At 67.4% G+C, this 20,109-nt stretch carries 22 protein-coding genes and 1 pseudogene; 12 read left to right on the plus strand and 11 right to left on the minus strand.

Features of this window, described 5'->3' with window-relative positions:
* Window positions 1-9: 9 nt before the first annotated feature.
* Entirely contained in the window at window positions 10-1,881 is a 1,872-nt protein-coding gene (locus tag O2K97_RS12565; protein WP_269219517.1) for an ABC transporter transmembrane domain-containing protein, read from the minus strand.
* Window positions 1,882-2,015: 134 nt separating this feature from the next.
* On the opposite strand from O2K97_RS12565, the gene rpmE reads away from it, so the two are divergent.
* Both rpmE and O2K97_RS12575 read left to right on the plus strand, forming a co-directional pair.
* Window positions 2,016-2,240 (plus strand): 50S ribosomal protein L31, encoded by a 225-nt coding sequence (gene rpmE, locus O2K97_RS12570; RefSeq protein ID WP_017506001.1) that lies wholly within the window; start codon window positions 2,016-2,018, stop codon window positions 2,238-2,240.
* A 159-nt stretch (window positions 2,241-2,399) separates the two neighbouring features.
* Window positions 2,400-3,962: a L,D-transpeptidase family protein gene (locus tag O2K97_RS12575; protein ID WP_269219518.1), complete on the plus strand. Its 1,563-nt coding sequence runs from the start codon at window positions 2,400-2,402 to the stop codon at window positions 3,960-3,962.
* Between the two features lie 9 nt (window positions 3,963-3,971).
* Here O2K97_RS12575 and O2K97_RS12580 read toward each other — a convergent pair whose 3' ends face one another.
* Together O2K97_RS12580 and O2K97_RS12585 are read right to left on the minus strand one after the other, a co-directional pair.
* A complete protein-coding gene (locus tag O2K97_RS12580) occupies window positions 3,972-4,472 on the minus strand; it encodes a DUF1465 family protein (protein WP_017505999.1) in 501 nt (166 codons plus the stop codon).
* A gap of 110 nt (window positions 4,473-4,582) precedes the next feature.
* On the minus strand, window positions 4,583-4,786 hold the full coding sequence (locus O2K97_RS12585; protein ID WP_269219519.1) for a DUF1192 domain-containing protein: 204 nt from the start codon (window positions 4,784-4,786) through the stop codon (window positions 4,583-4,585).
* An 88-nt stretch (window positions 4,787-4,874) separates the two neighbouring features.
* Between O2K97_RS12585 and O2K97_RS12590 the strand changes: the two genes are divergently transcribed.
* Window positions 4,875-5,846 (plus strand): NAD(P)H-quinone oxidoreductase, encoded by a 972-nt coding sequence (locus tag O2K97_RS12590; protein WP_269219520.1) that lies wholly within the window; start codon window positions 4,875-4,877, stop codon window positions 5,844-5,846.
* Here the strand turns inward: O2K97_RS12590 and O2K97_RS12595 are convergent.
* Window positions 5,843-6,664 carry a beta/gamma crystallin-related protein gene (locus tag O2K97_RS12595; protein ID WP_269219521.1) on the minus strand — a complete coding sequence of 274 codons (822 nt, stop codon included), beginning with the start codon at window positions 6,662-6,664 and terminating at the stop codon, window positions 5,843-5,845. The two genes, O2K97_RS12590 and O2K97_RS12595, sit on opposite strands and share 4 nt — an antisense overlap.
* Window positions 6,665-6,883: 219 nt before the next feature.
* Here O2K97_RS12595 and O2K97_RS12600 point away from each other — a divergent pair, with 219 nt between their 5' ends.
* Complete coding sequence (locus O2K97_RS12600; RefSeq protein WP_039245300.1) at window positions 6,884-7,549, plus strand: DUF1013 domain-containing protein; 666 nt, start codon at window positions 6,884-6,886, stop codon at window positions 7,547-7,549.
* A 72-nt stretch (window positions 7,550-7,621) separates the two neighbouring features.
* Here the strand turns inward: O2K97_RS12600 and O2K97_RS12605 are convergent, their stop codons facing one another.
* Window positions 7,622-7,795, minus strand: coding sequence for a YdcH family protein (locus O2K97_RS12605; protein WP_017505994.1), 174 nt, complete (start codon window positions 7,793-7,795; stop codon window positions 7,622-7,624).
* A 116-nt stretch (window positions 7,796-7,911) separates the two neighbouring features.
* On the opposite strand from O2K97_RS12605, the gene O2K97_RS12610 reads away from it, so the two are divergent.
* The 6 genes from O2K97_RS12610 to O2K97_RS12635 all read left to right on the plus strand — a co-directional run bounded on the left by O2K97_RS12610 (window position 7,912) and on the right by O2K97_RS12635 (window position 12,426).
* The gene (locus O2K97_RS12610) at window positions 7,912-8,514 is read left to right on the plus strand and encodes a UbiX family flavin prenyltransferase (RefSeq protein ID WP_269219522.1); all 603 of its coding nucleotides are present in this window, start codon (window positions 7,912-7,914) and stop codon (window positions 8,512-8,514) included.
* Window positions 8,511-8,975, plus strand: a complete 465-nt coding sequence (locus O2K97_RS12615) for a TIGR02444 family protein (protein ID WP_269219523.1) — start codon at window positions 8,511-8,513, stop codon at window positions 8,973-8,975. The genes O2K97_RS12610 and O2K97_RS12615 overlap by 4 nt, the downstream gene beginning before the upstream one ends.
* A 36-nt stretch (window positions 8,976-9,011) precedes the next feature.
* Window positions 9,012-9,236: a YdcH family protein gene (locus O2K97_RS12620; protein WP_017505991.1), complete on the plus strand. Its 225-nt coding sequence runs from the start codon at window positions 9,012-9,014 to the stop codon at window positions 9,234-9,236.
* A gap of 165 nt (window positions 9,237-9,401) precedes the next feature.
* Window positions 9,402-10,043 carry a M23 family metallopeptidase gene (locus tag O2K97_RS12625; RefSeq protein ID WP_269219524.1) on the plus strand — a complete coding sequence of 214 codons (642 nt, stop codon included), beginning with the start codon at window positions 9,402-9,404 and terminating at the stop codon, window positions 10,041-10,043.
* An 80-nt stretch (window positions 10,044-10,123) separates the two neighbouring features.
* Entirely contained in the window at window positions 10,124-11,071 is a 948-nt protein-coding gene (locus O2K97_RS12630; RefSeq protein WP_039245312.1) for an ABC transporter ATP-binding protein, read from the plus strand.
* Window positions 11,068-12,426, plus strand: coding sequence for an ABC transporter permease (locus tag O2K97_RS12635; RefSeq protein WP_269219525.1), 1,359 nt, complete (start codon window positions 11,068-11,070; stop codon window positions 12,424-12,426). The genes O2K97_RS12630 and O2K97_RS12635 overlap by 4 nt, the downstream gene beginning before the upstream one ends.
* A 166-nt stretch (window positions 12,427-12,592) precedes the next feature.
* Here O2K97_RS12635 and rpsU read toward each other — a convergent pair whose 3' ends face one another.
* The gene (gene rpsU / locus O2K97_RS12640; RefSeq protein ID WP_026108547.1) at window positions 12,593-12,835 is read right to left on the minus strand and encodes a 30S ribosomal protein S21; all 243 of its coding nucleotides are present in this window, start codon (window positions 12,833-12,835) and stop codon (window positions 12,593-12,595) included.
* A gap of 188 nt (window positions 12,836-13,023) precedes the next feature.
* Here rpsU and O2K97_RS12645 point away from each other — a divergent pair, with 188 nt between their 5' ends.
* Window positions 13,024-13,671, plus strand: a complete 648-nt coding sequence (locus O2K97_RS12645; RefSeq protein ID WP_269219526.1) for a COQ9 family protein — start codon at window positions 13,024-13,026, stop codon at window positions 13,669-13,671.
* A gap of 186 nt (window positions 13,672-13,857) precedes the next feature.
* Here O2K97_RS12645 and O2K97_RS12650 read toward each other — a convergent pair whose 3' ends face one another.
* The gene (locus tag O2K97_RS12650) at window positions 13,858-14,940 is read right to left on the minus strand and encodes a 5-(carboxyamino)imidazole ribonucleotide synthase (RefSeq protein WP_269219527.1); all 1,083 of its coding nucleotides are present in this window, start codon (window positions 14,938-14,940) and stop codon (window positions 13,858-13,860) included.
* A complete protein-coding gene (purE, locus tag O2K97_RS12655; protein WP_269219528.1) occupies window positions 14,941-15,432 on the minus strand; it encodes a 5-(carboxyamino)imidazole ribonucleotide mutase in 492 nt (163 codons plus the stop codon). It lies immediately after the preceding gene.
* Between the two features lie 183 nt (window positions 15,433-15,615).
* Between purE and O2K97_RS12660 the strand changes: the two genes are divergently transcribed.
* Complete coding sequence (locus tag O2K97_RS12660) at window positions 15,616-16,179, plus strand: GGDEF domain-containing protein (protein WP_269219529.1); 564 nt, start codon at window positions 15,616-15,618, stop codon at window positions 16,177-16,179.
* A gap of 22 nt (window positions 16,180-16,201) precedes the next feature.
* Here the strand turns inward: O2K97_RS12660 and O2K97_RS12665 are convergent, their stop codons facing one another.
* From O2K97_RS12665 to O2K97_RS15665, 3 genes and pseudogenes are all read right to left on the minus strand, one after another.
* Window positions 16,202-18,004, minus strand: a complete 1,803-nt coding sequence (locus tag O2K97_RS12665) for an autotransporter domain-containing protein (protein WP_269219530.1) — start codon at window positions 18,002-18,004, stop codon at window positions 16,202-16,204.
* A 114-nt stretch (window positions 18,005-18,118) separates the two neighbouring features.
* Window positions 18,119-19,315: a phosphoglycerate dehydrogenase gene (gene serA, locus O2K97_RS15660; protein WP_419466123.1), complete on the minus strand. Its 1,197-nt coding sequence runs from the start codon at window positions 19,313-19,315 to the stop codon at window positions 18,119-18,121.
* Window positions 19,316-19,531: 216 nt separating this feature from the next.
* A pseudogene (locus O2K97_RS15665) lies at window positions 19,532-20,011 on the minus strand (HAD family hydrolase); the annotation flags it as partial.
* Window positions 20,012-20,109 lie beyond the last annotated feature (98 nt).

The raw sequence follows: 20,109 nt of genomic DNA on the forward strand, positions 1-20,109 counted from the left end.
CCCAGGACCTTAGTCTGCTCGGAACTGAAGCTCGGCGAGGCGGGCGTAGAGGCCGCCCTGGGCGACGAGTTGCTCGTGGGTGCCCTCTTCGACCACGCGGCCGTCGTCCATGACGACGATGCGGTCGGCGCGCAGGACGGTGGCGAGGCGGTGGGCGATGACCAGGGTGGTGCGCTCCTCCATCGCCTGATCGAGGGCGACCTGGACCAGGCGTTCGCTTTCGGCGTCCAGCGCGCTGGTGGCCTCGTCCAGCAGCAGGATGGGGGCGTCGCGGACCAAGGCGCGGGCGATGGCCAGGCGCTGGCGCTGACCGCCCGACAGGCTCTTGCCGCGCTCTCCGAGCGGGGTGTCGAACCCTTCCGGCAGGGCGTCGATGAAGCCGAGCGCCTGGGCCTTTTCGGCGACGGCGCGGGCCTCTTCCAGGGTGGTGTTCTCGCGGCCGAATCGGATGTTTTCCAAGGCCGAGCCCGAGAACAGCGGCGTCTCCTGCGACACCCAGGCGAAGCGATCGCGCACGGCGACTGGATCGGCCTGGCGCACATCGACGCCGTCGACCGAGACCATGCCGGTTTGTGGATCATAGAAGCGCAGCAGCAGGCGGAAGACCGTGGACTTGCCAGCGCCGGACGGGCCGACCAGGGCGACCGTCTCACCGGGGCGCACGGTCAGGCTGAAGCCCTTGAGGGCCGGCAGATCCGGGCGGCCGGGATAGGCGAAACCGACGGCCGACATCGACACTTCGCCGCGCGGGGGCGTCGGCAGGGCCGTGGCGTGGGGCGGCGGCGCGATGCCGGCGACGGCGCGCATCAGCTCCTCGATCCGCTCCATGGCGCCGGCGGCCTTTTGCACGTCGCCCCAGCTTTCCCCTAGCGCGCCCACGGCGCCTGCGGCGAAAACGGACAGCAGAACGAACTGAAGCAGGGCGCCGGGCGTCATGGCGCCCTTCACCACGTCCTGGGCGCCCAGCCACAGCACCAGGGTCACGCCGCCGAACATGACGACGATGATCAGGGCGGTCATCCAGGCGCGGGCCTGCATCCGGGTCAGGGAGGCGTTGAAGGCGTCCTCGACCGCCGCGCCGAAGCGGGTGATGGCGCTCTGTTCGCGACCGAAGGCCTGGACCGTCTCGATGGCGTCCACGCTTTCGCCAGCAAAGCCGACAGCGTTGGCGAAGCGGTCCTGGGACGCGACGGTCAGTTTGCGCACCTTGCGGCCGAAGATGAAGATCGGCCCCAGGAGGAAGGGCACGATCAGCAGGACGAAGCCGGTCAGCTTGGGACTGACGAAGAACAGCAGGACCACGCCGCCGATCAGGGTCAGGAAGTTGCGCAGCGCGTAAGAAATCGACGTCGTCATCAGCGTCTCGACCAGGGCGATGTCCGTGGTCAGGCGCGACAGCACCTCGCCGGTGCGCATATGGGCGTAGAAGGACGGGTCCAGCGTCAGGATGCGGCCGAACAGGCCCTTTCGCACATCGGCGATGACGCGCTCGCCCGTGCGGGTGACGAAATAGTAGCGGGCGGCGGTCGCCAGCCCCAGGAACAGGGCGTTGGCGCCCAGCAGCAGGAACCAGATGTTCAGATTGGCGCCGCCGGCCTCGAACCCATGGTCGATGGCCCCGCGCGCCAGGGCGGTCAGGCCCAGCGAAGCGGCGGTAGACAGCAGCAGCCAGAAGACCGCCATCAGGGCATGACCCTTGTGGCGCATGGCGAAGGGAATCAGTCGCGCCAGCGGGCGGATGTCGCGGCGCTTGGCGCGTTTGGCGCCCGCTTCGGACATCTGATCGGCCAGAAGGGCGCCGGCGCTGGGCCTCCCCTCCAGCGACGCCATGCCCGAGGCGCGGTTGGCGGAAGGGGCGGAGGCGGCGGCTTGATCGGTCATTTCGCCCGCCTCTTGCCCCGGAACGCCCCCCGGTGTAAACGCCGCCCCTCATTCCCGCCGGATTTCTGGCGGGTTTCTCATTTCACGCGCACGGACGGTCGGCATCGTCACCGCGCAGAGACCGGACGACGACCATGAAGGCGGATACCCACCCCGACTACCACTTCATCACCGTGGTGATGACCGACGGCAGCACCTACCAGACCCGTTCGACCTACGGGAAGGAAGGCGACAAGCTGGCCCTCGACATCGATCCGTCGACGCACCCGGCCTGGACGGGCGGCAACGCCCAGCTGATGGACCGCGGCGGTCGCGTCTCGCGCTTCAACAACAAGTTCGCCGGCTTCATCAAGAAGTAAGCGCGTCTTGGCTGCGACATCTCGCAGCAATCGGAACACCAAGAGCGTCGGTCGCAAGGCCGGCGCTTTTTGTTTGGTCGGAACACCGATAATGTGGGGGCGTTCGGGTACCAGGGGCGTCGGCCACGCTGGCCGAAGCGATCGAAGAAGCGGAAGACTATGAATAGACGGCAACTGGGTCTGGGCGTCGCGACGGCGGCCATGACCCTTGGCTCGGCGGCGCGCGCGCAGCAGGTCTTCGTGCAGCGCGGACCGGAGGCGACCGCCTTCTACAACAGCTTCAACGACCAGATTTCTCGTCTGCCCGAGACTCAGCAGGCGGATGTACGCGCCTTCTATGAAATGAACGGCTGGCGGCCGGTGTGGAACGCCGACCGGGTGCGGGCCTTGAACACCGTCGCGGCCGGCGCCAATCGCCATGGTCTGGCGGGCTCTGACTATTTCGACTTCGTGGGACTGGCGGCCGAGCCGGCGAGCGCGGACCTGCGGACCACGGCGGCGGCGCTGGCCTATGCCCGCGTCCTGGCCGAGGGCAAGGTGCGGCCCGAGACGGTCGAAGACCTTTGGGAAATGCAGAAGAACCGCGTGGACCTGCCGCGCGGTCTCAGCGACGCCCTGACCCGCAATGTGCTGGGCCAATGGTACGACGGCCTGGCGCCCACCGACATCGGCTATCAGAACCTGTCGGCCGGCTATGTCCGCTATCGCCGATTAGCGGCGCAGGGCGGCTGGCCGCGCTTCACCCAGGGCGCGACCATAGAGCCGGGCAATAGCGATCGCCGCATCCCCGCCCTGATCGACCGCCTGACGGCCGAGGGCGACCTGTCGGCCGCCGACGGCGCGCGGCTGAAGTCGCAGGGCCTGGTTTACAACGCCGAACTGCAACGTGCGGTGCAAAGCTTCCAGAACCGCCATGGCCTCGGCGCCGACGGGCGGATCGGCGCGGGCACCCAGCGCTCGCTGGGCGCCTCGGCCGAGGACCGTGCGCGTCAGATCGCACTGAACCTGGAGCGCCGTCGCTGGCTGAAGCGCGAGGTTGCGCCGGAGCGGATCGAGGTCAACACCGCCGCCGCCATCATGGTCTATTGGAAGGACGGCAAGCCGGTTCACTCCAACCGCGTCGTGGTCGGCTCGGCCGAGAACCAGACGCCAAGCCTGGAGAAGCCGTTCGCTTCGGTCGTGGCCAATCCGCCTTGGTATGTGCCGGCCGGCATCGCGCGCCGCGAAATCCTGCCTAAGGGGCCGGGCTATCTGGCCGCCAACGACATGTATGTGAAGGACGGCACGGTCATCCAGCGCGCCGGTCCGCGCTCGGCGTTGGGCTATGTGAAGTTCGAGCTGCGCGACAGCTACGCCATCTTCCTGCACGACACGCCGTCGAAGGCCGCCTTCAACCTGTCCACGCGTCAGCGCAGCCACGGCTGCGTGCGGGTGCAGAATGCGGTGGAGTTCGCGCGCCTGCTGCTGTCGCCCGATCCGACCAAGCTGGCCCAGTTCGACACGGCCCAGGACACGCGTGAGACGACGCGCGTGACCACCGGCCGGGAAATCTCGGTGCGCTTGCTGTACTGGACCGCCTTCGTGGACGGTCAGGGCCGGGTGGCGTTCCGCGAGGACGTCTACGGCCGCGACGACAAGCTGGCTCAGGCGCTGGGCATCGGCGTCAACCTGCCCAAGCCCATCGACGACGGCCGGGCGGACGCCAACGACGTCGGGCCGTAAAGGGGGCGATCAGCCCCTGAAGGCCGCCTCAAGCATGCCCATCTGGCTGAGCACCGGGTTTTCCGGGGCCTGATCCTGATCGTCGGCGTACATGCGGCGATCCAGATAAAGGGTGCGGTCGAACAGCTTTTCCGAACGAACCAGATATTCGATCAGGGCGATCGGCAGTTCGGCGTGGCTGGGCTCGGCGTCGATGCGACGGTCGTTGAGCCGGTAGCGCGGTTCGCAGGCGGCCTCGGGCGTCATGTCTTCCTCGCGCACGGCGCGCTGGACCAGAAGCCAGGAGGCGATCTGCATCAGGCGGGTGGTCAGCTTCATGCTCTCGGCCGCATAGGCCAGGGCGGCGGCGCGAGACAGCATCTTGGAATCGCGACGGCCCTCGCCGTCCAGATAGGCGGCGGTCTCCTCGACCAGCTCCATGCCTTCGCGGAAGGTGCGATCGAACAATTCCGACCGGGCGAAATCGCGAACGGTGCGGCTGCGGTCAGCGGGAGAGAGAGCGGAGGTCATCTGAGCTTTAAACATCGGAAAAGTGCGGGTCCGTCCTGCAATCGGCCGCTCGCGGCGGCATTTCGCAGAATGGGTGCAACGCTCATGCCATGCGGACGTGCCATTCGCGATCACGAACCGAAGTTGAAAAGGGCGTCGGCGGCGTTTTTCTTGGAGCGTTTGGTGTCGATCGCGGCGCGCGAACGCGCGATCTCGGCCTCAAGCGCGGCGATCCGCTCCTGCAAATCCTCGACGGCGTAAACATCCAGGTCTTCGCGTGACAGGGCCCGCAGCGGTTCGCCGCGTTGCGGGCGGGGTTCAAGATCTTCGAACATCGTCGCCTTCCTTTCGCGCTGTCATGGCCAAGGCCGTCCACCGTCTCTATCTGAACGCCCGGATACGGACGAATGCAAGGCGAGTGCGATGCGCGTGATCGAAATCGAAGGCGGTTCCGGACCGGCCGAGGCTCTGAAGATCGCCGAACGGCCCGATCCCGTGGCGGGGCCGGGTCAGGTGCTGATCCGGGTGCGGGCGGCGGGCGTGAACCGGCCGGACCTCCTGCAACGCACCGGTGCCTATCCCCCTCCTCCTGGCGCGTCGGACGTTCTGGGGCTTGAAATCGCCGGCGAGATCGAGGCCCTCGGAGAGGGCGTGACGCGCTGGACGGTCGGCGACCGGGTCTGCGCCCTGCTGGGCGGCGGCGGCTATGCGGAGTTCGCCGTGGTGGATGCGCGTCATGTCCTGCCGATCCCCGACGGTTTGGATTACGTGCAGGCGGCTGTGCTGCCGGAAACCGTCTTCACCGTCTTCGCCAATGTGTTCGAGGGCGGCGCTTTGAAGGCCGGCGAGACGTTGCTGATCCACGGGGCGACCAGCGGCATCGGCGTGACGGCCATCCAGATGGCCAAGGCGGCAGGCGCCCGAGTGATCGCCACCTCACGCGGGGCGGACAAGGCCGCAGCCGCCAAGGCGCTGGGCGCGGACATCAGCCTAGACGCCAAGAGCGATGATCTGGAGGCGCAGATCCGCGAGGCGGGCGGCGCGCATGTGGTTCTGGACATGGTGGGGCGCGATTACGCCGCCCTGAACCTGAACAGTCTGAATGCGGGCGGGCGTTGGGTGGTCATCGCCTCTCTGACCGGCCCCAAGGTCGAGATGGATCTGCAGCGGATCATGCTGAAGCGATTGACCCTGACCGGATCGACGCTGCGCAGCCGCCCGGCAGACGAAAAGGCGCGTCTGACTGCGGCTGTCGAGGCGACCGCCTGGCCGTGGGTCGCATCCGGCAAGGTGAAGCCGCCGGTTCAGGCGGTGTTCGCGTTGGAGCAGGCGGCCGATGCGCACGCCGAGCTGGAAGCCGGCGGGCACATCGGCAAGATCGTGCTGAGCGTCTAGTAGCGCCCGCCGCGCACGGGGCGCAGCGACGAGATGTTGTCGTTGAAGCCGCCGTTCAGGAAGCGGACGTCGCCTTCGACAATGCGGCAGCGCCCCCGGAACTCGGCGTCCGTGCAGACTTCCCACCGGCCCTCGACGCGCATCGAACTGATGCGGTCGTTGAACGGGGTGCGACCCAGGTTGCGGTCCTCGCTGGTGAATTCACGCGAGGCGCCGCGGAAGTTGGCGTCTTCATAGACGGTGATCGAGGACCGACCCCAGCCGCCCCCATTGCCGCCGCCCCATCCCCCTTCGCCTTCCCACTGACCTCGCACCGGGCCACAGACCAACAGGCCATTTTCGTTTGCGATGTCGAAGCGGCCGCAGCGGCTGTAGTCCAACGAGCTGGCGCGACGATCCCGACCGCCGCCCTCGCAACGGGCGAACAGGCGACCGCCGCGCACCGAGGCGTCCGTGCAGCTTTGGCGATAACTGCCTTGGGGCGCGCGGCCGGCGCCCCAGTCTGGCCCCCCGTTGCCGGGACCCCAGCCGCCGCCCGGACGGCCGGGCTGGCTGTCTTCATAGTCGCCCCGGAAACGCCCGCAGACCAGCAGGCCGTTGTCGTTGTTGATCTCCTCGCCGCCGCAGCGGTTCAGCTCGATCGACGTGCCGCGCATCCGGCCGCGCATGTCGCGGCAATCGGCATAGAGACGACCGCGATTCACATAGGCTTCCGAACACGACTGGGCGTAGCCGCCGCGCGGGGCGACGCGTTGGGGGCCGTAGTCCTGGCCCGAGGCCATCGCTGCGGCCAGAGCCGCGCCAAGCAGAATGGACATGGTGGTTTCCTCTCCCGAAGCCGAAAAGCTTCATTACCGCGAAGGTTGCGTGAGGGCGGATGAACTGTTGCTGTATGGGATTGTCGGTCAGCGTTTTCTTTTGTGTCGAATAGGCCTATATCGGCATCATACGCGCCCGGTCGAAAGGCCGGGCGCCGTCGTATCCAACGCCAGCCGAAGCCTCATTCGGCGGCTCAACAACACCGGGACGAACGCCCCATGAGCGACATTCTGATGCCCAAGGCCACTGCGGTCTGGCTGGTCGACAACACCTCTCTGAGCTTCGAGCAGATCGCGGACTTCTGCGGCCTGCACCCGCTGGAAGTTCGCGGCATCGCCGACGGCGACGTGGCGCGCGACATCCGTGGCGTCGATCCCGTCACCGGCGGCCAGCTGACGCGCGAAGAACTGGACAAGGCCCAGGGCGACGAAAACTATCGCATGAAGGCGATCGTCAGCCGCCACGCCGAACTGCTGAAGTCGGCCAAGCCGGCCCCGAAATACACGCCCGTGTCGCGCCGCCAGGACCGCCCCGACGCCATCGCCTGGTTCGTGCGCAACCACCCCGAGGTGACGGACGCCCAAATCGCCAAGATGCTGGGCACGACCAAGTCCACCATCGAAAGCGTGCGCAACCGCACCCACTGGAACAGCGCCAACATCAAGCCGGTCGACCCGGTGACCCTTGGCCTGGTCGGCCAGCTGGCGCTGGACGAAATCGTCAAGAAGGCCGCCGACAAGAAGGCCAAGGACGATCTGAAGAACGGCGGCGGCACGATCCAGCCCGTCGAACAGGTCGAGGCCGAGCCCGAGTTCGTGCCGGAAGCCCGCCAACGTCCCGGCGCCGAGCCGACGGCGGAATCGGTGTTCGGCACCAAGGACTGATCCACGTTCGCGCAACGAAAACGGCCCCGGAGAGCGATCTCCGGGGCCGTCGTCGTTTTCAGGAGGTCGGCGCTAGGTCGCGCGCGCCTCCAGACTGGTGATTTCTTCCTTCAGCCGAAGCTTCTTCTGCTTCAGCGCCCTGACCTGCAACGGATCCGTGGACGGGCGGGTAAGCTCCTTCTGGATGGTCTCATCCAGGGTGCGATGACGATTACCCAGTTCGCGAATACGAGCCTCGATGGTCATGGCTTGCGCCTCCTTTGGTTAGGGACCAGTAGAGTGAGCGCCCGGTTTGGCGCGCTGTGTAATCACTTTCCAGTGACAGCCCCTCGCCCCGGACCCGAAGGAGGCTGACCCTCAAAATGGACGATGATGTGAACGGAGCCATACGGAACCCGCTCGCCAGACTGGTGGTCGGAATTTCAGGGGCTTCCGGCGCCGTCTATGGCGCCCGGGTGCTGGATGCGCTGAACGATCTGGGCGTCGAAAGCCATCTGGTCGTGACCAAGGCCGCCCTGCTGACATTGTCGCAGGAGACCGACCTGTCGCCCGACGAACTGACGGCCAAGGCGTCGGTGGTCCACAAGCTGGGCGACGTGGGGGCGACGATCGCCTCCGGCTCGTTCCGCACCCTGGGCATGATCGTAGCGCCGTGCTCGATCAAGACGATGAGCGAGATCGCGACGGGCGTGACCTCCACCCTGCTGACGCGGGCGGCGGACGTGACGCTGAAGGAGCGGCGACCGCTGGTGCTGATGGTGCGCGAGACGCCGTTCCACCTGGGCCACCTGCGCACCATGACGGCCTTGGCCGAAATGGGCGCGATCATCGCCCCGCCCCTGCCCGCGCTTTACGCCCGGCCGAGCTCGATCATGGAGATGGTCGATCAGTCGGTGGGGCGGACGCTGGACCTGTTCGGCCTGGATTGGGGCGCGGTGCGGCGCTGGGAAGGCCTGAAGTCATGAGGCTGTGGGACTGGGCGATCGCCGCCTATGGCGCGCCGGGGGTCGGCGAGGCGTGTCTGGCGCTGCAGGACAGCCACGACCAGAACGTGCCCTTACTGCTGTGGTCCGCCTGGGTCGCGGCGACAGGCCGAAAGCCCGACGAAGAGACGATCGAGGCGGCCTGCGACACGGCCCGCGCCTGGGACAGCGTCGTGGTCGCCCCGCTGCGTGCAGTCCGGCGGACCCTGAAGGCGCCGGTGCCCGATATCGACGACGGCCCGCGCGAGAGCGTGCGCAACCGCGTCAAGGCGCTGGAGCTGGAGGCGGAGCGGCATTTGCTGGACGCGCTGGAGGCGCTGGCGCCCGAACCCAGCGGGCCGGCCCGCCCGATCATCGACGGCCTGGCAGCCACCGCCCGGATGTGGGCGGACGTCACGCCGCGTCCGGCCCTGATCCGGCTCGCAGACGCCCTTCCGGGCTGAAGCCGGCTTGGCTATAAGCGGCTTGAGAGTGACACGATGAACGACGACACGCCTGCGATCACCGAGGAAATGGCCGAGCTTCAGGCGCGGGTGAACCATCTGCGCCAGGAACACGCCGACCTGGACGCCTCCATCGAGGCCCTGGGTCAGGCCGCCATTCCCGATCAGCTGATGATCGCCCGGCTGAAGCGCAAGAAGCTGGCGCTGAAGGATGAGATCGTGAAGCTGGAAGACCGCATCCTGCCGGACATCATCGCCTGATCGCGCTCTTGGCGCCTGGTTCCAGCCTGCGACAATCCGCCGCACCGCATGGCCCCAAAGTCGCCTAGGCCGTCACGCATAAGGCCGCCCTCCCACGGAACGCCGTGCGCTGTCGGGCGCCGCTTCCTTCATTCCAGAGCGTAGAGACGCTGGAGAGGCCGCCGAATGCGACGCCTGCTGTCCAACGCGCCGATGGCGCGGTGCAAGACCCTGTTGATCCACTCCGGCCAGACGGCCGCCTTCGCCGCCGTGGCTGTTTTCGCCGCCGCCGCCGCGCCAAATGCCGCGCGCGAGGCCGCCATGCCGCCGCCGACCCAGATCGCCGCGCCGGTCTCGCCGCCCTTAAAGGCCGAGGTCGAGAAGGCCGGGCCGATCACGCGCCAGATCGCCTTCACCGCCCCGGTGCGCGGCTATGCGATCAACTCTCCGTTCGGCCTGCGCAAACTGGCCATCGAAGCCAAGGCGCGCGCGCACAAGGGCGTCGACATCGCCGCGCCGAAAGGCACGACCGTCTTCACGGCCGCCGAGGGCGAGGTCATCCGCACGGGGTACGACCCCGAGGGCTATGGCAACTTCATTGAGGTGCGCCACCCCAACGGCATGAGCACCCTGTACGGCCACCTCAGCCGGATCGATGTGGCGAACGGCGATGCGATCGCGCCCAGTCAGCGCATCGGTCTGGTCGGCTCCACCGGCTATTCCACCGGCCCGCACCTGCATTTCGAGGTCCGTCGCGGCGGCGCGCAGGTAAATCCGACCAAGGTGGTCGATCGCCATTTCGAAGTGACGGTGAAGGCCAAGGCCTGAAGGCTTCGACGCGTCCGATTGTTGCTGGCTTCCGGCTCGCTTCCCTTGCTAGGCTGATCGTCTGAGTACGGGGGTGCTAGATGGCGGCGTTGACGCTGGATGGGGTGAACAAGCGATACGGCGATTTTCACGCCGTGCGCGATCTGAGTTTTCAGGTCGAGAAGGGGGCGATCTGCGGCTTTTTAGGACCCAACGGGGCGGGCAAGACCTCCACCCTGCGGATGATCCTGGGGTTGCAGCCAGCGACGTCGGGGCGGATCGAAATCCTGGGCGCCGACGACGGGCGCAAGGTGCGCGACCGGATCGGTTTCCTGCCGGAGGAGCGCGGTCTTTATAAGAAGATGACGCCGGTCGAGGCCATCGCCTTCTTCGGCGCGCTGAAAGGCCTGCCGGTCGCCGAGGGCCGCAAGCGCGCCAAGACCCTGCTGGAGCAACAGGGGCTGGGCGAGGCGCAGAAAAAGAAGATGAAGGAGCTGTCCAAGGGGATGGCGCAGAAGGTGCAGCTGATCGCCTCGGTCGTGCACCAGCCCGAGTTCGTCATCCTGGACGAGCCCTTCTCCGGTCTGGACCCGATGAACCAGCAGGGCCTGGAAGCGATGATTCGCGGGCTGGCCGCGAACGGCGCCACGGTGCTGTTCTCCACCCACGTGATGCAGCATGCCGAGCGGCTGTGCGACAAGGTCGTGCTGCTGGCGCGTGGCAAGAAGGCGTTCGAGGGGACAGTGGATCAGGCCAAGGCCACCTCGCCGCGCTTCCTGGATCTGGATGGTGCGATCAGCGCGGACGCCGCCGCCGCCCTGCCCGGCGTGGCGGGCGTCGAGACCCTGTCCGACGTGGATGGCGTGCGTCGCCTGAAGATCGCCCTAGCGCCCGGCGCCGGGGGTCAGGATACGTTGAAGACGGCCTTCCTGAACGGCCTGGACGTGCGCGGCTTCGCGCTGAAGGAGCCGACGCTGCACGACGCCTTCATCGGCCTGACCGGGGACCATCCCGACCAACCCGTCGCATCCGTGGAGGCTGTCCGATGAACCGCACGCTGCTGATCGCGCGACGCGAATATGTCGCCTACGCCAAGACCGTCGGCTTCTGGCTGTCGCTGTTGGCTTTTCCGCTATTCGCCGTGCTGGGCGGCGGCATTCCAGCGCTGATCAAGGCCTCCGAGCCGATCAAGTCGGTGGCGGTGATCGAGGAAGGCCCCAATGCGACGGGTCTGGCCGCCGCCGTTCGCGCCTCTCTGCAAGCCGACGTGGATCGTCAGAACGAGCGCTTGCGCGAAGCCGCTGAAAAGGGACAGGCCGGCGCCGGGCGCGCCGTCGCCTCCATTACCGGCCCCAAGATCCGTCTGGTTGACACGCCGCCCGCCATCGCCGACGCCGTCGGCCCGGCCCGTGACGAGGCGATCCGCAAGGCGCTGGACAAGCAGACCTCGAACGCCAGGCGCCTCGACGCCGTGGTCTTCCTGAGCCGCACGGATGGCAAGCCCGCCGCCCAGGTCTGGACCGCGCGCGCCACTGACAACGACGTCTCCGGCTTCATTCGAAATGCCCTGCGTGATGCCCGACGCACCGAACTTCTGACCGCCGCCGGGGTCGCCCCGGCCGTGGCGCAGGAGGTTCAGACCTTCCGGCCCGATGTGAAGTCCTTCTCGCCCAGCGCCGCCAGCGGGGGCGAGGTGTCGATGCGTGACCGAATCCCGTCCTTCATCGGCTTGGGCGTCGGCTTCCTTTTGTGGTCGCTGGTGATCACCGGCGCCTCCATCCTGTTGAACAGCGTGATGGAGGAGAAGTCGAACAAGATCCTGGAGGTGCTGCTGTCCTCGGCCTCGGCGACCGAAATCCTGACGGGCAAGGTGCTGGGCGTGGCGCTGCTGACCCTGACGGTCATGGGGGTCTGGGGCGGGATCGGGGCCTTCACCCTGATTTCGGCCTCGCCCGAGACGGCGGCGACGGTCGGACAGGTGCTTCTGCACGACGGCCTGATCTTCTATTTCATCGCCTATATGGTCGGCGGCTACCTGATGTATGCGGTGCTGTTCGCAGCCATCGGCGCCTTCTGCGAGACGCCGCGCGACGCCCAGACCCTGATGGGGCCGATCATGATGATCCTGGTCGTGCCGATCCTGGTGATGCAGATGGCCCTGACCAGCCCGGATGCGCCGGTGGTCAAGGTTCTGTCCTGGATCCCGTTCTTCACCCCCTTCCTGATGAGCGCCCGCGCGCCCAGCGATCCGCCGCTGGTGGAGGTGATTCTGACGCTGATCGGCATGTTCGCGACCGCTGCCTTCATGGTCTGGATTGCCGGGCGGGCCTTCCGCGCCGGCGCGCTGTCAGACGTGAAGCTGAGCTGGAAGAGCTTCGGCCGGGCGATTACCGGACGGGCGTAGGCGGCACGGTTGTCACCTCCCTATCGCGTCGCGATGGGGAGGTGACGCGGCGCTTCCTCTGTCAAACTTGAAGAGCTCTCCACCACGCTCCGCAGAAAAGAAACGCAAAGAAAAAGGCCGCTTCCCGAAGGAAGCGGCCTTAAATCTTTCGGCTTTCGCCGGGGTCTTAACGACCGCCGGGAACGCGCGGCTTCGGCGCGGGCAGCAGGCCCTCGCGCTGCATGCGCTTGCGCGCCAGCTTGCGAGCGCGACGGATGGCTTCGGCCTTTTGACGGGCGCGCTTTTCCGAGGGCTTCTCGAAATGCACGTGGCGCTTCATTTCACGGAAGCTGCCCTCGCGCTGCATCTTCTTCTTCAGGGCTTTGAGCGCTTGGTCGACGTTGTTGTCGCGAACGAAAATCTGAACCAGGTTAAACTCTCCTTTGGCCGCCCGCCGCGTCCTGTGAGGGAGACGGGCGAACAAAATAAAATCGTCTTCCGACAGCCGGGCTCTCGGATGAAGGCGCGCTGATACACGAGCCGCCCCCTTCTGTCCAGATCGTCGCGACCATTCTTCAAGGCTCGAAACGCCATCACGACCGGCGTATGATCGCCCTTATGACCGAGACGACAGACTGGGCCGACCGGACCGAACAGACCGTGCTGGACGCCGCCATCGCCCGCGCGCCCGCCCTGGGCTGGAATGCGCGTCTGGTGCGCGAGGCCTGCGAGGCGTCCGGACTATCGCAGGGCGACGAGGAATTGCTGCTGCCCAACGGCGCGCGCGATCTGGCGGCCCTGCTGTCGCGACGCCATGATGCGCGAGCGCTGGCGGCTCTGGGTGAAATCGACGCCAAGTCGCTGAAGATTCGCGAGCGAATCGCCCGCGCGGTGTCCGAACGGATGGAGGCCGGCGCCGCCGATCTGGAGGCCACGCGTCGCTGCGCCGCCTTCCTGGCCCTGCCCGTCAACGCCGATCTGGGGCTGAAACTGGCCTGGGAGAGCGCGGATCATCTGTGGCGCTGGGCCGGGGACGAGGCGACCGACTGGAATCACTATTCGAAGCGGACGATCCTGTCGGGCATCCTGATTCCCGCCCTGACGATGCGCTGGTTCGACGGACGAGAAGCGGCGGAGGCCTTCGTCGCCCGCCGGATCGATAACGTCATGGCCTTCGAGAAGTGGAAGGCGGGCAAGGATTTCGACGCGCCGTTCCGAAAGGTCAGCGATGCGCTGAGCCGCATGCGGTATGGGGCGAGGGCTTAGTTCTCTTCTTTCGTCATCCTCCGGCAAGCCGCCTTCGGCGCAGACCGGGGGACCCAGCGGCGCCGAAGGCGATGCGTCCGCCGCCCAGGTGTTTAGGCCGGAACGCCGCGACAGGTTCGCGATCGCGCGCGCCGCTGGGTCCCCCGATCTCGCTCCGCTCGTCGGAGGATGACGAAAGTGAGTGCGCTAGACCGCCCCCAATACCCGGTTCACATGGGCCATCTTGCGGCCGGGGCGGGCATCGGCCTTGCCGTAGAGGTGCAGGCGTTCGTCGGACTTGGCCGACAGCTTGCGCCAGTCCTCGACCTCGTCGCCCAGCAGGTTGGTCATTTCGATGCGGGCGTGGGCCGTCGTTGGGCCGAGCGGCCAGCCGGCGACGGCGCGGATATGCTGTTCGAACTGGTCGCAGACACAGCCGTCCTGGGTCCAGTGGCCGGTGTTGTGAACGCGCGGGGCGATCTCGTTGACCAGAAGCACGTCGTCTCCGAGGTCGAACAGTTCGACGCCCAGAACGCCGACGTAGTCCAGCCCGTCCAGGATCGCCTCGGCGATGGCGCGGGCGCGAACTTGCGTTTTTTCGTCCACGGCGGCGGGGGCCAGGGTGGTGCGCAGGACGCCGCCCTCGTGCCGGTTCTCGCCCAGCGGATAGACCGCCATATGGCCGTCCCAGTCGCGGGCGGCGATGACCGACAGTTCACGCACGAAGGTCGCCTTGGCCTCCAGGATGGCCGGACGACCGCCCAGGCTTTCCAGGGCGGCGGGCGCGTCCTCGATGGCGTGGATCCAGACCTGGCCCTTGCCGTCATAGCCCTCGCGACGGGTCTTCAGGAGGGCGGGCAGGCCCAGTTCGGTCAGGCCGACGACCAGGTCGTCCAGCGTGTCGACGACGGCGAAGGCGACCGTCGGGGCGCCGACGGCGTTCAGGAAGGTCTTTTCGTCCACCCGGTCCTGCGACACGCGTAACGCCGTCGGTCCCGGCGCGACTAGGGCGCCGGCCTCGGCCAGACGCTCGATGGATTCGGCCGGTACGTTCTCGAACTCGAAGGTGACGACATCGGCGGCGCGACCCAGCGCCGACAGGGCCTTGGGGTCGTCATAGGCGGCGACGATCTGGCGCGCCGAGACCCGGCCGGCCGGGCTGTCGGCCTCGGGGTCCAAGATTACGACGTCGAAGCCCAGGCGCGAGGCGGCCTGGCTCAGCATCCGGCCCAGCTGGCCTCCGCCGATGATGCCGAGGGTCGAACCGGGGGGAAGCGGAAGATCAGGCACTCAGTCCTCGACGGTTTCTGCAACGGATTCGGTCTGGGCGGCGCGGAAGGCGGCCAGGCGTGCGGCCAACTCTTCGTCCGACAGGGCCAGTATCTGGGCGGCCAGGATGCCGGCGTTGGCTGCCCCCGCCTCGCCGATGGCCAGGGTGGCGACCGGAACGCCCGCCGGCATTTGAACGATCGACAGAAGGCTATCCATGCCCTTCAGCGCCTTGGACTGGACCGGTACGCCCAGCACCGGCAGTTCGGTCATGGAGGCGGCCATGCCCGGCAGGTGGGCGGCGCCCCCTGCCCCGGCGATGATGACCTTATATCCGGCGGCCTTGGCGCCCGTGGCGAAATCGACCAGGCGTTGGGGCGTGCGGTGGGCGCTGACGACCTTGGCGTCCCAGGCGACGCCCAGTTGATCCAGGCGATCGGCGGCCAACTTCATGGTCGGCCAGTCGGACCGGCTGCCCATGATGATCGCCACCGGGGTTTCGGAAGTCGCCATGTCTGCAAGGCCCCTCGCGGAAAGGCGCCGGTTACAGCACGCGGGTGACGCCCGCAACCGCAACACCGTGATTTCAGCCGCGTCGGCCCGTAATGTCGGCCTTCAATGTCGGCGGATCACGCTCTACCATCGTTCGACCGCGCGACGCAGACTGAGTCGCGCCTTCGGAGCCATTCCTGCGCCGTGACCGACGTGGCCGAACACGACCTGACCGCCGAGATCGCGCGCCTGCGCGTCGAGCTGGAAGCGTGGAAGACGCGCGCCGCCGCCGCCGAGGCCGCCGCCGACCACGATGTGCTGACGCCCGCCCTGAACCGACGCGGCTTCATCACGGCGATGCAGCGGACCATGGCCTATTGCCAGCGGCACGAGGTGCCGGCGGTGCTGCTGTATCTGGACATGGACGGGTTCAAGAGCGTCAACGACAGCCTGGGCCATGCGGCCGGTGATGCGGCCCTGGTCGCGGTGGCCGAGCTGTTCCTGGCCAATCTGCGCGAGTCGGATGCGGTGGGCCGGCTGGGCGGCGACGAGTTCGCCCTGCTGATGTTGCACGCGGGCTATGAAGAGGGCCGGGCCAAGGCGCGTCAGCTGGCCGAGGCGCTGAAGACCGAAGGCTTCGTCTGGGACGGCCAGAAAACTGAACTGGGCGGCTCGTTCGGGGTGCGCGCCTGGGACGGCCATACCGACGCCGAGGTGTGGCTGACCGAGGCCGACGCCGCCATGTGGGTGAGGAAGAAGGGGCGCTGAGGCCCCTTCCCGCCCCTGCCGCTTAAAGCGGCAGTTTCAGCTGAATGCCGCCCATGTGGCTGTCGGCGTGGTCGCCGAAGCGGCCGCGATAGCCGACCGTCACCTTGACCGGGCCGACCGAACCCTCGACGCCGGCGGAGGCCAGGAACTGTCCGCCGAACGGATCGTCGATCTCGCGCGACAGCACCTGGGCCGGGTTGTTGTAGAGACCGACGCGCACCGGATCGGAGCTGTCGTCTAGGGCGTCGTGGTAGCCCCCTTCGGCGAACAGGCCGAAGCCGCCCATTTCCGCCTCGGCGCGCAGGGCGACCTCGCCGGTCAGGGCCTTCACGGTGCGATCGCCGTACTGATACTGGGCGCCGACGCCCTGTTCGTAATAGCCGTCCACGTCGCTGGACACATAGGCGAGGGCCGCACGGGGCGACAGGGCGACGCCGCCCATGTCGAACCACATGCCGCCCTGCAGACGCGCGCCGCTGCTAAGGGCGCGGGTGTCGGCGGTGTGGACGATCGGCGCCAGGCTGGTGGTGCGTTCGATGTCGTCGATGTTGTCGCGCGCCACGCCGACGGCGGCGTTGACGAAGACATCGCCCGAGCGCCAGCCGCCATAGACGTCCAGGCCGAAGCTTTCGACGTTGAACTGCAGCGCCTGGCTTTCAACGTCGGTGTTGCGCGCCGTGCCGGCCAGACCGAAGCGCCAGTTGGCCGAGGGGCCGGCCTCGAGCGCGATACGGGCGCCCCAGCCGTCGCTGGACGAGCTGGTGACCGAGCCGCGCGCGTCGGTGTCGACGCTGTCGATCAGGGCCGAAGTTGTGACGGACACGCCGGCCTCCCACGGCTGGCGACCCGACAGAGCCTCGCCGGCGGCGTCCAGGGCGTCCTCGCGGTGACGATAGGTCGTCTCGCCCTGCAGGGTCGATTGAGCGCCGATGTCGCCGTAGTAGAGGTAGTCGGTCGCCAGCTGCGCGATGATCCGGTGGCCCGCCGCGGTCGGGTGGACATCGTCAAAGTAGAAATAGCTGTCGGGGTTCGCGCAAACCGTAACCCCGTTGAAGCACTTCTCAGTGATATTGGTGATGCCGAACAGCCCTGGATTGGCGGCCAGCGTGTCGCTGACCTTGAACAGGTCCATCATGATGATGTTGCTGTCTGGACGCGCGGCGGCGGTGGCGGTCAGATTGGCCTGTAGCGCCGTGTTGAAGGTGGTCACCGCATAGTCGGCCAGCGGCGCCGCCTTCTGGCCGCGGAAGAGAGGCGTCAGGCTGAGCTTGGGCAGGTTGGTGACCAGGATGGTCCCGGCGCCGGCGCCCGCCACGGTGTTGACCAGCGTGTTGACGTTAGTGGCAGCTGTAGTGGCGACAGGGGTGATGGCGGCAACCGGATTGGTGGTGAGGCCGGCGGCGGGCAGACCCTGGAAGATGTCGTTTGCGCCGCCCAGGACGCTGACCAGGTCGGTCGAGCTGAACCGGCCGCCCGCGGCGGTGTAGCGCGACAGCTGGTTCAGCATGCCGAACGGCACGCCGGCCGAGGCGTCGGTGCGCGAGCCGCCGAAGGCGTAGTTGATGCTGCCCGCGACCGAGCCGTTGAAGTTGGCGGCGTTGAAGCCCAGCAGTTCAACGAATGTCGGACCGTTCGAGAAGCGGCGCGCATAGGGCGGCGACGGCGGCTGGGTCCCGCCCGAGATCAGAAACAGGTTGCCGTTGTCGCTGAGGCTGTCGCCGAAGACGACGAGACGGTTGTAGGTCTGGGCCGAGGCCGAGCCGGCAAAGGCGCAGGCGGCGAGCGCCAGAGCGGCGACGGCGCCGCCGGTGATGAAGCGTGACATGAAATTCCTCCCGCAGCCGTCGTTGCGCGGCCGTTCGGCGTGAGGATGCGCCAGTTCACGCAGAGCGCAAGATGCCGCGAGGTCAGCTTTGAGAAGATATTTGCGAGCGACGTATCACTGCAACGTGCGGAACTTCAGCGTGCCCGGCACCGTCTTGAGTTCGCGCAGCGCCTCCGGGTCGTAGTCGCGGTCCACATCGGTGATGACATAGCCCGTGCGCTCGTCCGTCTTCAGGTGCTGGCCCAGGATGTTCAGGCCCGCCGACGCCAGGGCGCGGTTCAGTTCGGCCAGCACGCCAGGCTGGTTCCTGTGGATGTGCAGGATGCGGTGCGCGCCCGAAACTTCGGAAAGCTGGACGTTGGGCAAGTTGACGCTGAACGTCGTATCGCCCCGGTTCAGATAGCCCAGCAGGCGTTCGGCCGCGAACTCGGCGATGGCCTCCTGCGCCTCTTCGGTCGAGCCGCCGATGTGCGGCGTCAGGATCATGTTGGGCAGGCCCTGAAGCGGGCTCTCGAAGGGGTCGGCGTTGGTGCGCGGTTCTTCGGGGAAGACATCGACGGCGGCGCCGGCGACCCGGCCCGAGCCGATCGCCTGGGACAGGGCGCCGACATCGACCACATGGCCCCGCGCCAGGTTCAGGAACAACGCGCCTTCCTTCATTCGGGCGAACTGGGCCGCGCCGAAGATGTTGGCGTTCTCCTTGCGGCCATCCACATGCAGGGTGACCACGTCGCTTTCGGCCAGCAGCGCGTCCAGCGAGCGCATGCGGCGCGCATTGCCCAGGGCCAGGCGTTCGGAGAGGTCATAGAAAAGCACCCGCATGCCCAGGTTTTCGGCCAGGACCGACAACTGGCTGCCGATCGCGCCGTAGCCGACAATGCCCAGAGTCTTGCCGCGCAGTTCCTTTGAGCCGGTCGCCGACTTGTTCCACTTGCCGACGTGCATGGCGGCGGACTTGTCCGCCACGTCGCGCATCAGGACGATCATCAGGCCGATGGCCAGCTCGACCACCGAGCGGGTGTTCGAATAGGGCGCGTTGAACACCGCCACCCCGTGATCCGACGCCGCGTCCAGGTCGATCTGGTTGGTGCCGATGCAGAAGGCCGCGACGGCCATCAGGCGATCGGCCTGTTCCAGCACGTGACGGCTGACCGTGGTCTTTGAGCGGATGCCCAGGACATGGACGCCCTTGATGGCCGCGATCAGATCGTCCTCGTCCAGCGCGCCCTTCTGGGTTTCGACGGAATAGCCCGCCTCTTCCAACCGCTCAACGGCGGCGGGGTGGATGTTTTCCAGGAGCAGCATCTTCATGCGGCTGCGCGGGAAGGACCAGCGACCGACCAGCCCTTCGGCATGCAGCACCTCGTCGAGCGACGCGGCCTCGGCGTCGGCGACCTGGACCACCGGCGCGCGGCGCACGACCTCGGTGAAGGCGTAAAAGGCGTCAGCGGCGCCCGCGATCTTGACCTCGGCGTCGTTCCAGCCGTCGCCCACCATGACGACGCGACCCGACAGGTTCAGGCCGTGTATGGCGGTCGGCTTGCCATTGGCGTGCGACAGCGGGTTGGCGTCGTCCACGCCGACCACGCGGTCGTCCGCGTTATAGATCAGATCGTTGCACAGCACCCGATCGGGAGAGACGCCCAACTCTTCGGCGACGGGCGCAATCACCTCGCGAAAGCCGCCGGAGAGGATGACGACCTTGCCCTTGTTCTGCTGGAAGAAGTTCAAATTGCGCCGCACCGACGCCGTCAGGTGGTCCGACGCGCTCTGGGCCAGGGCGGCGACATGGGCGCGGGTCAGCGGCAGCAGAGCCAGACGGCGGCGCAAAGCCTCGCCGAATTCGATCTCTCCAGCCATGGCCTGATCTGTCAGGGCGGCGATCTGGGCGCGCGTGTCGGATGCGCCCGGCGCGTCTGCCAGGGCGATGTCGGCCAAGGCCTCAAGGGTCTCGAAATCGACCAGGGTCGAATCGAAGTCGAAGATCAGGGTGGGGCGCGCGCTCATGGGCGGCGTCTTAGCGGCCTTCGCGCCTGCGGCAAAGCCGAGCGATGCTGCTCACTGTGGGCAGATGCGCTAAAAGTTTGCCGCCCGCCGCGATTTTC

This window comes from Brevundimonas vesicularis (assembly GCF_027105095.1).
Classification (GTDB): Bacteria; Pseudomonadota; Alphaproteobacteria; order Caulobacterales; family Caulobacteraceae; genus Brevundimonas; species Brevundimonas vesicularis_E.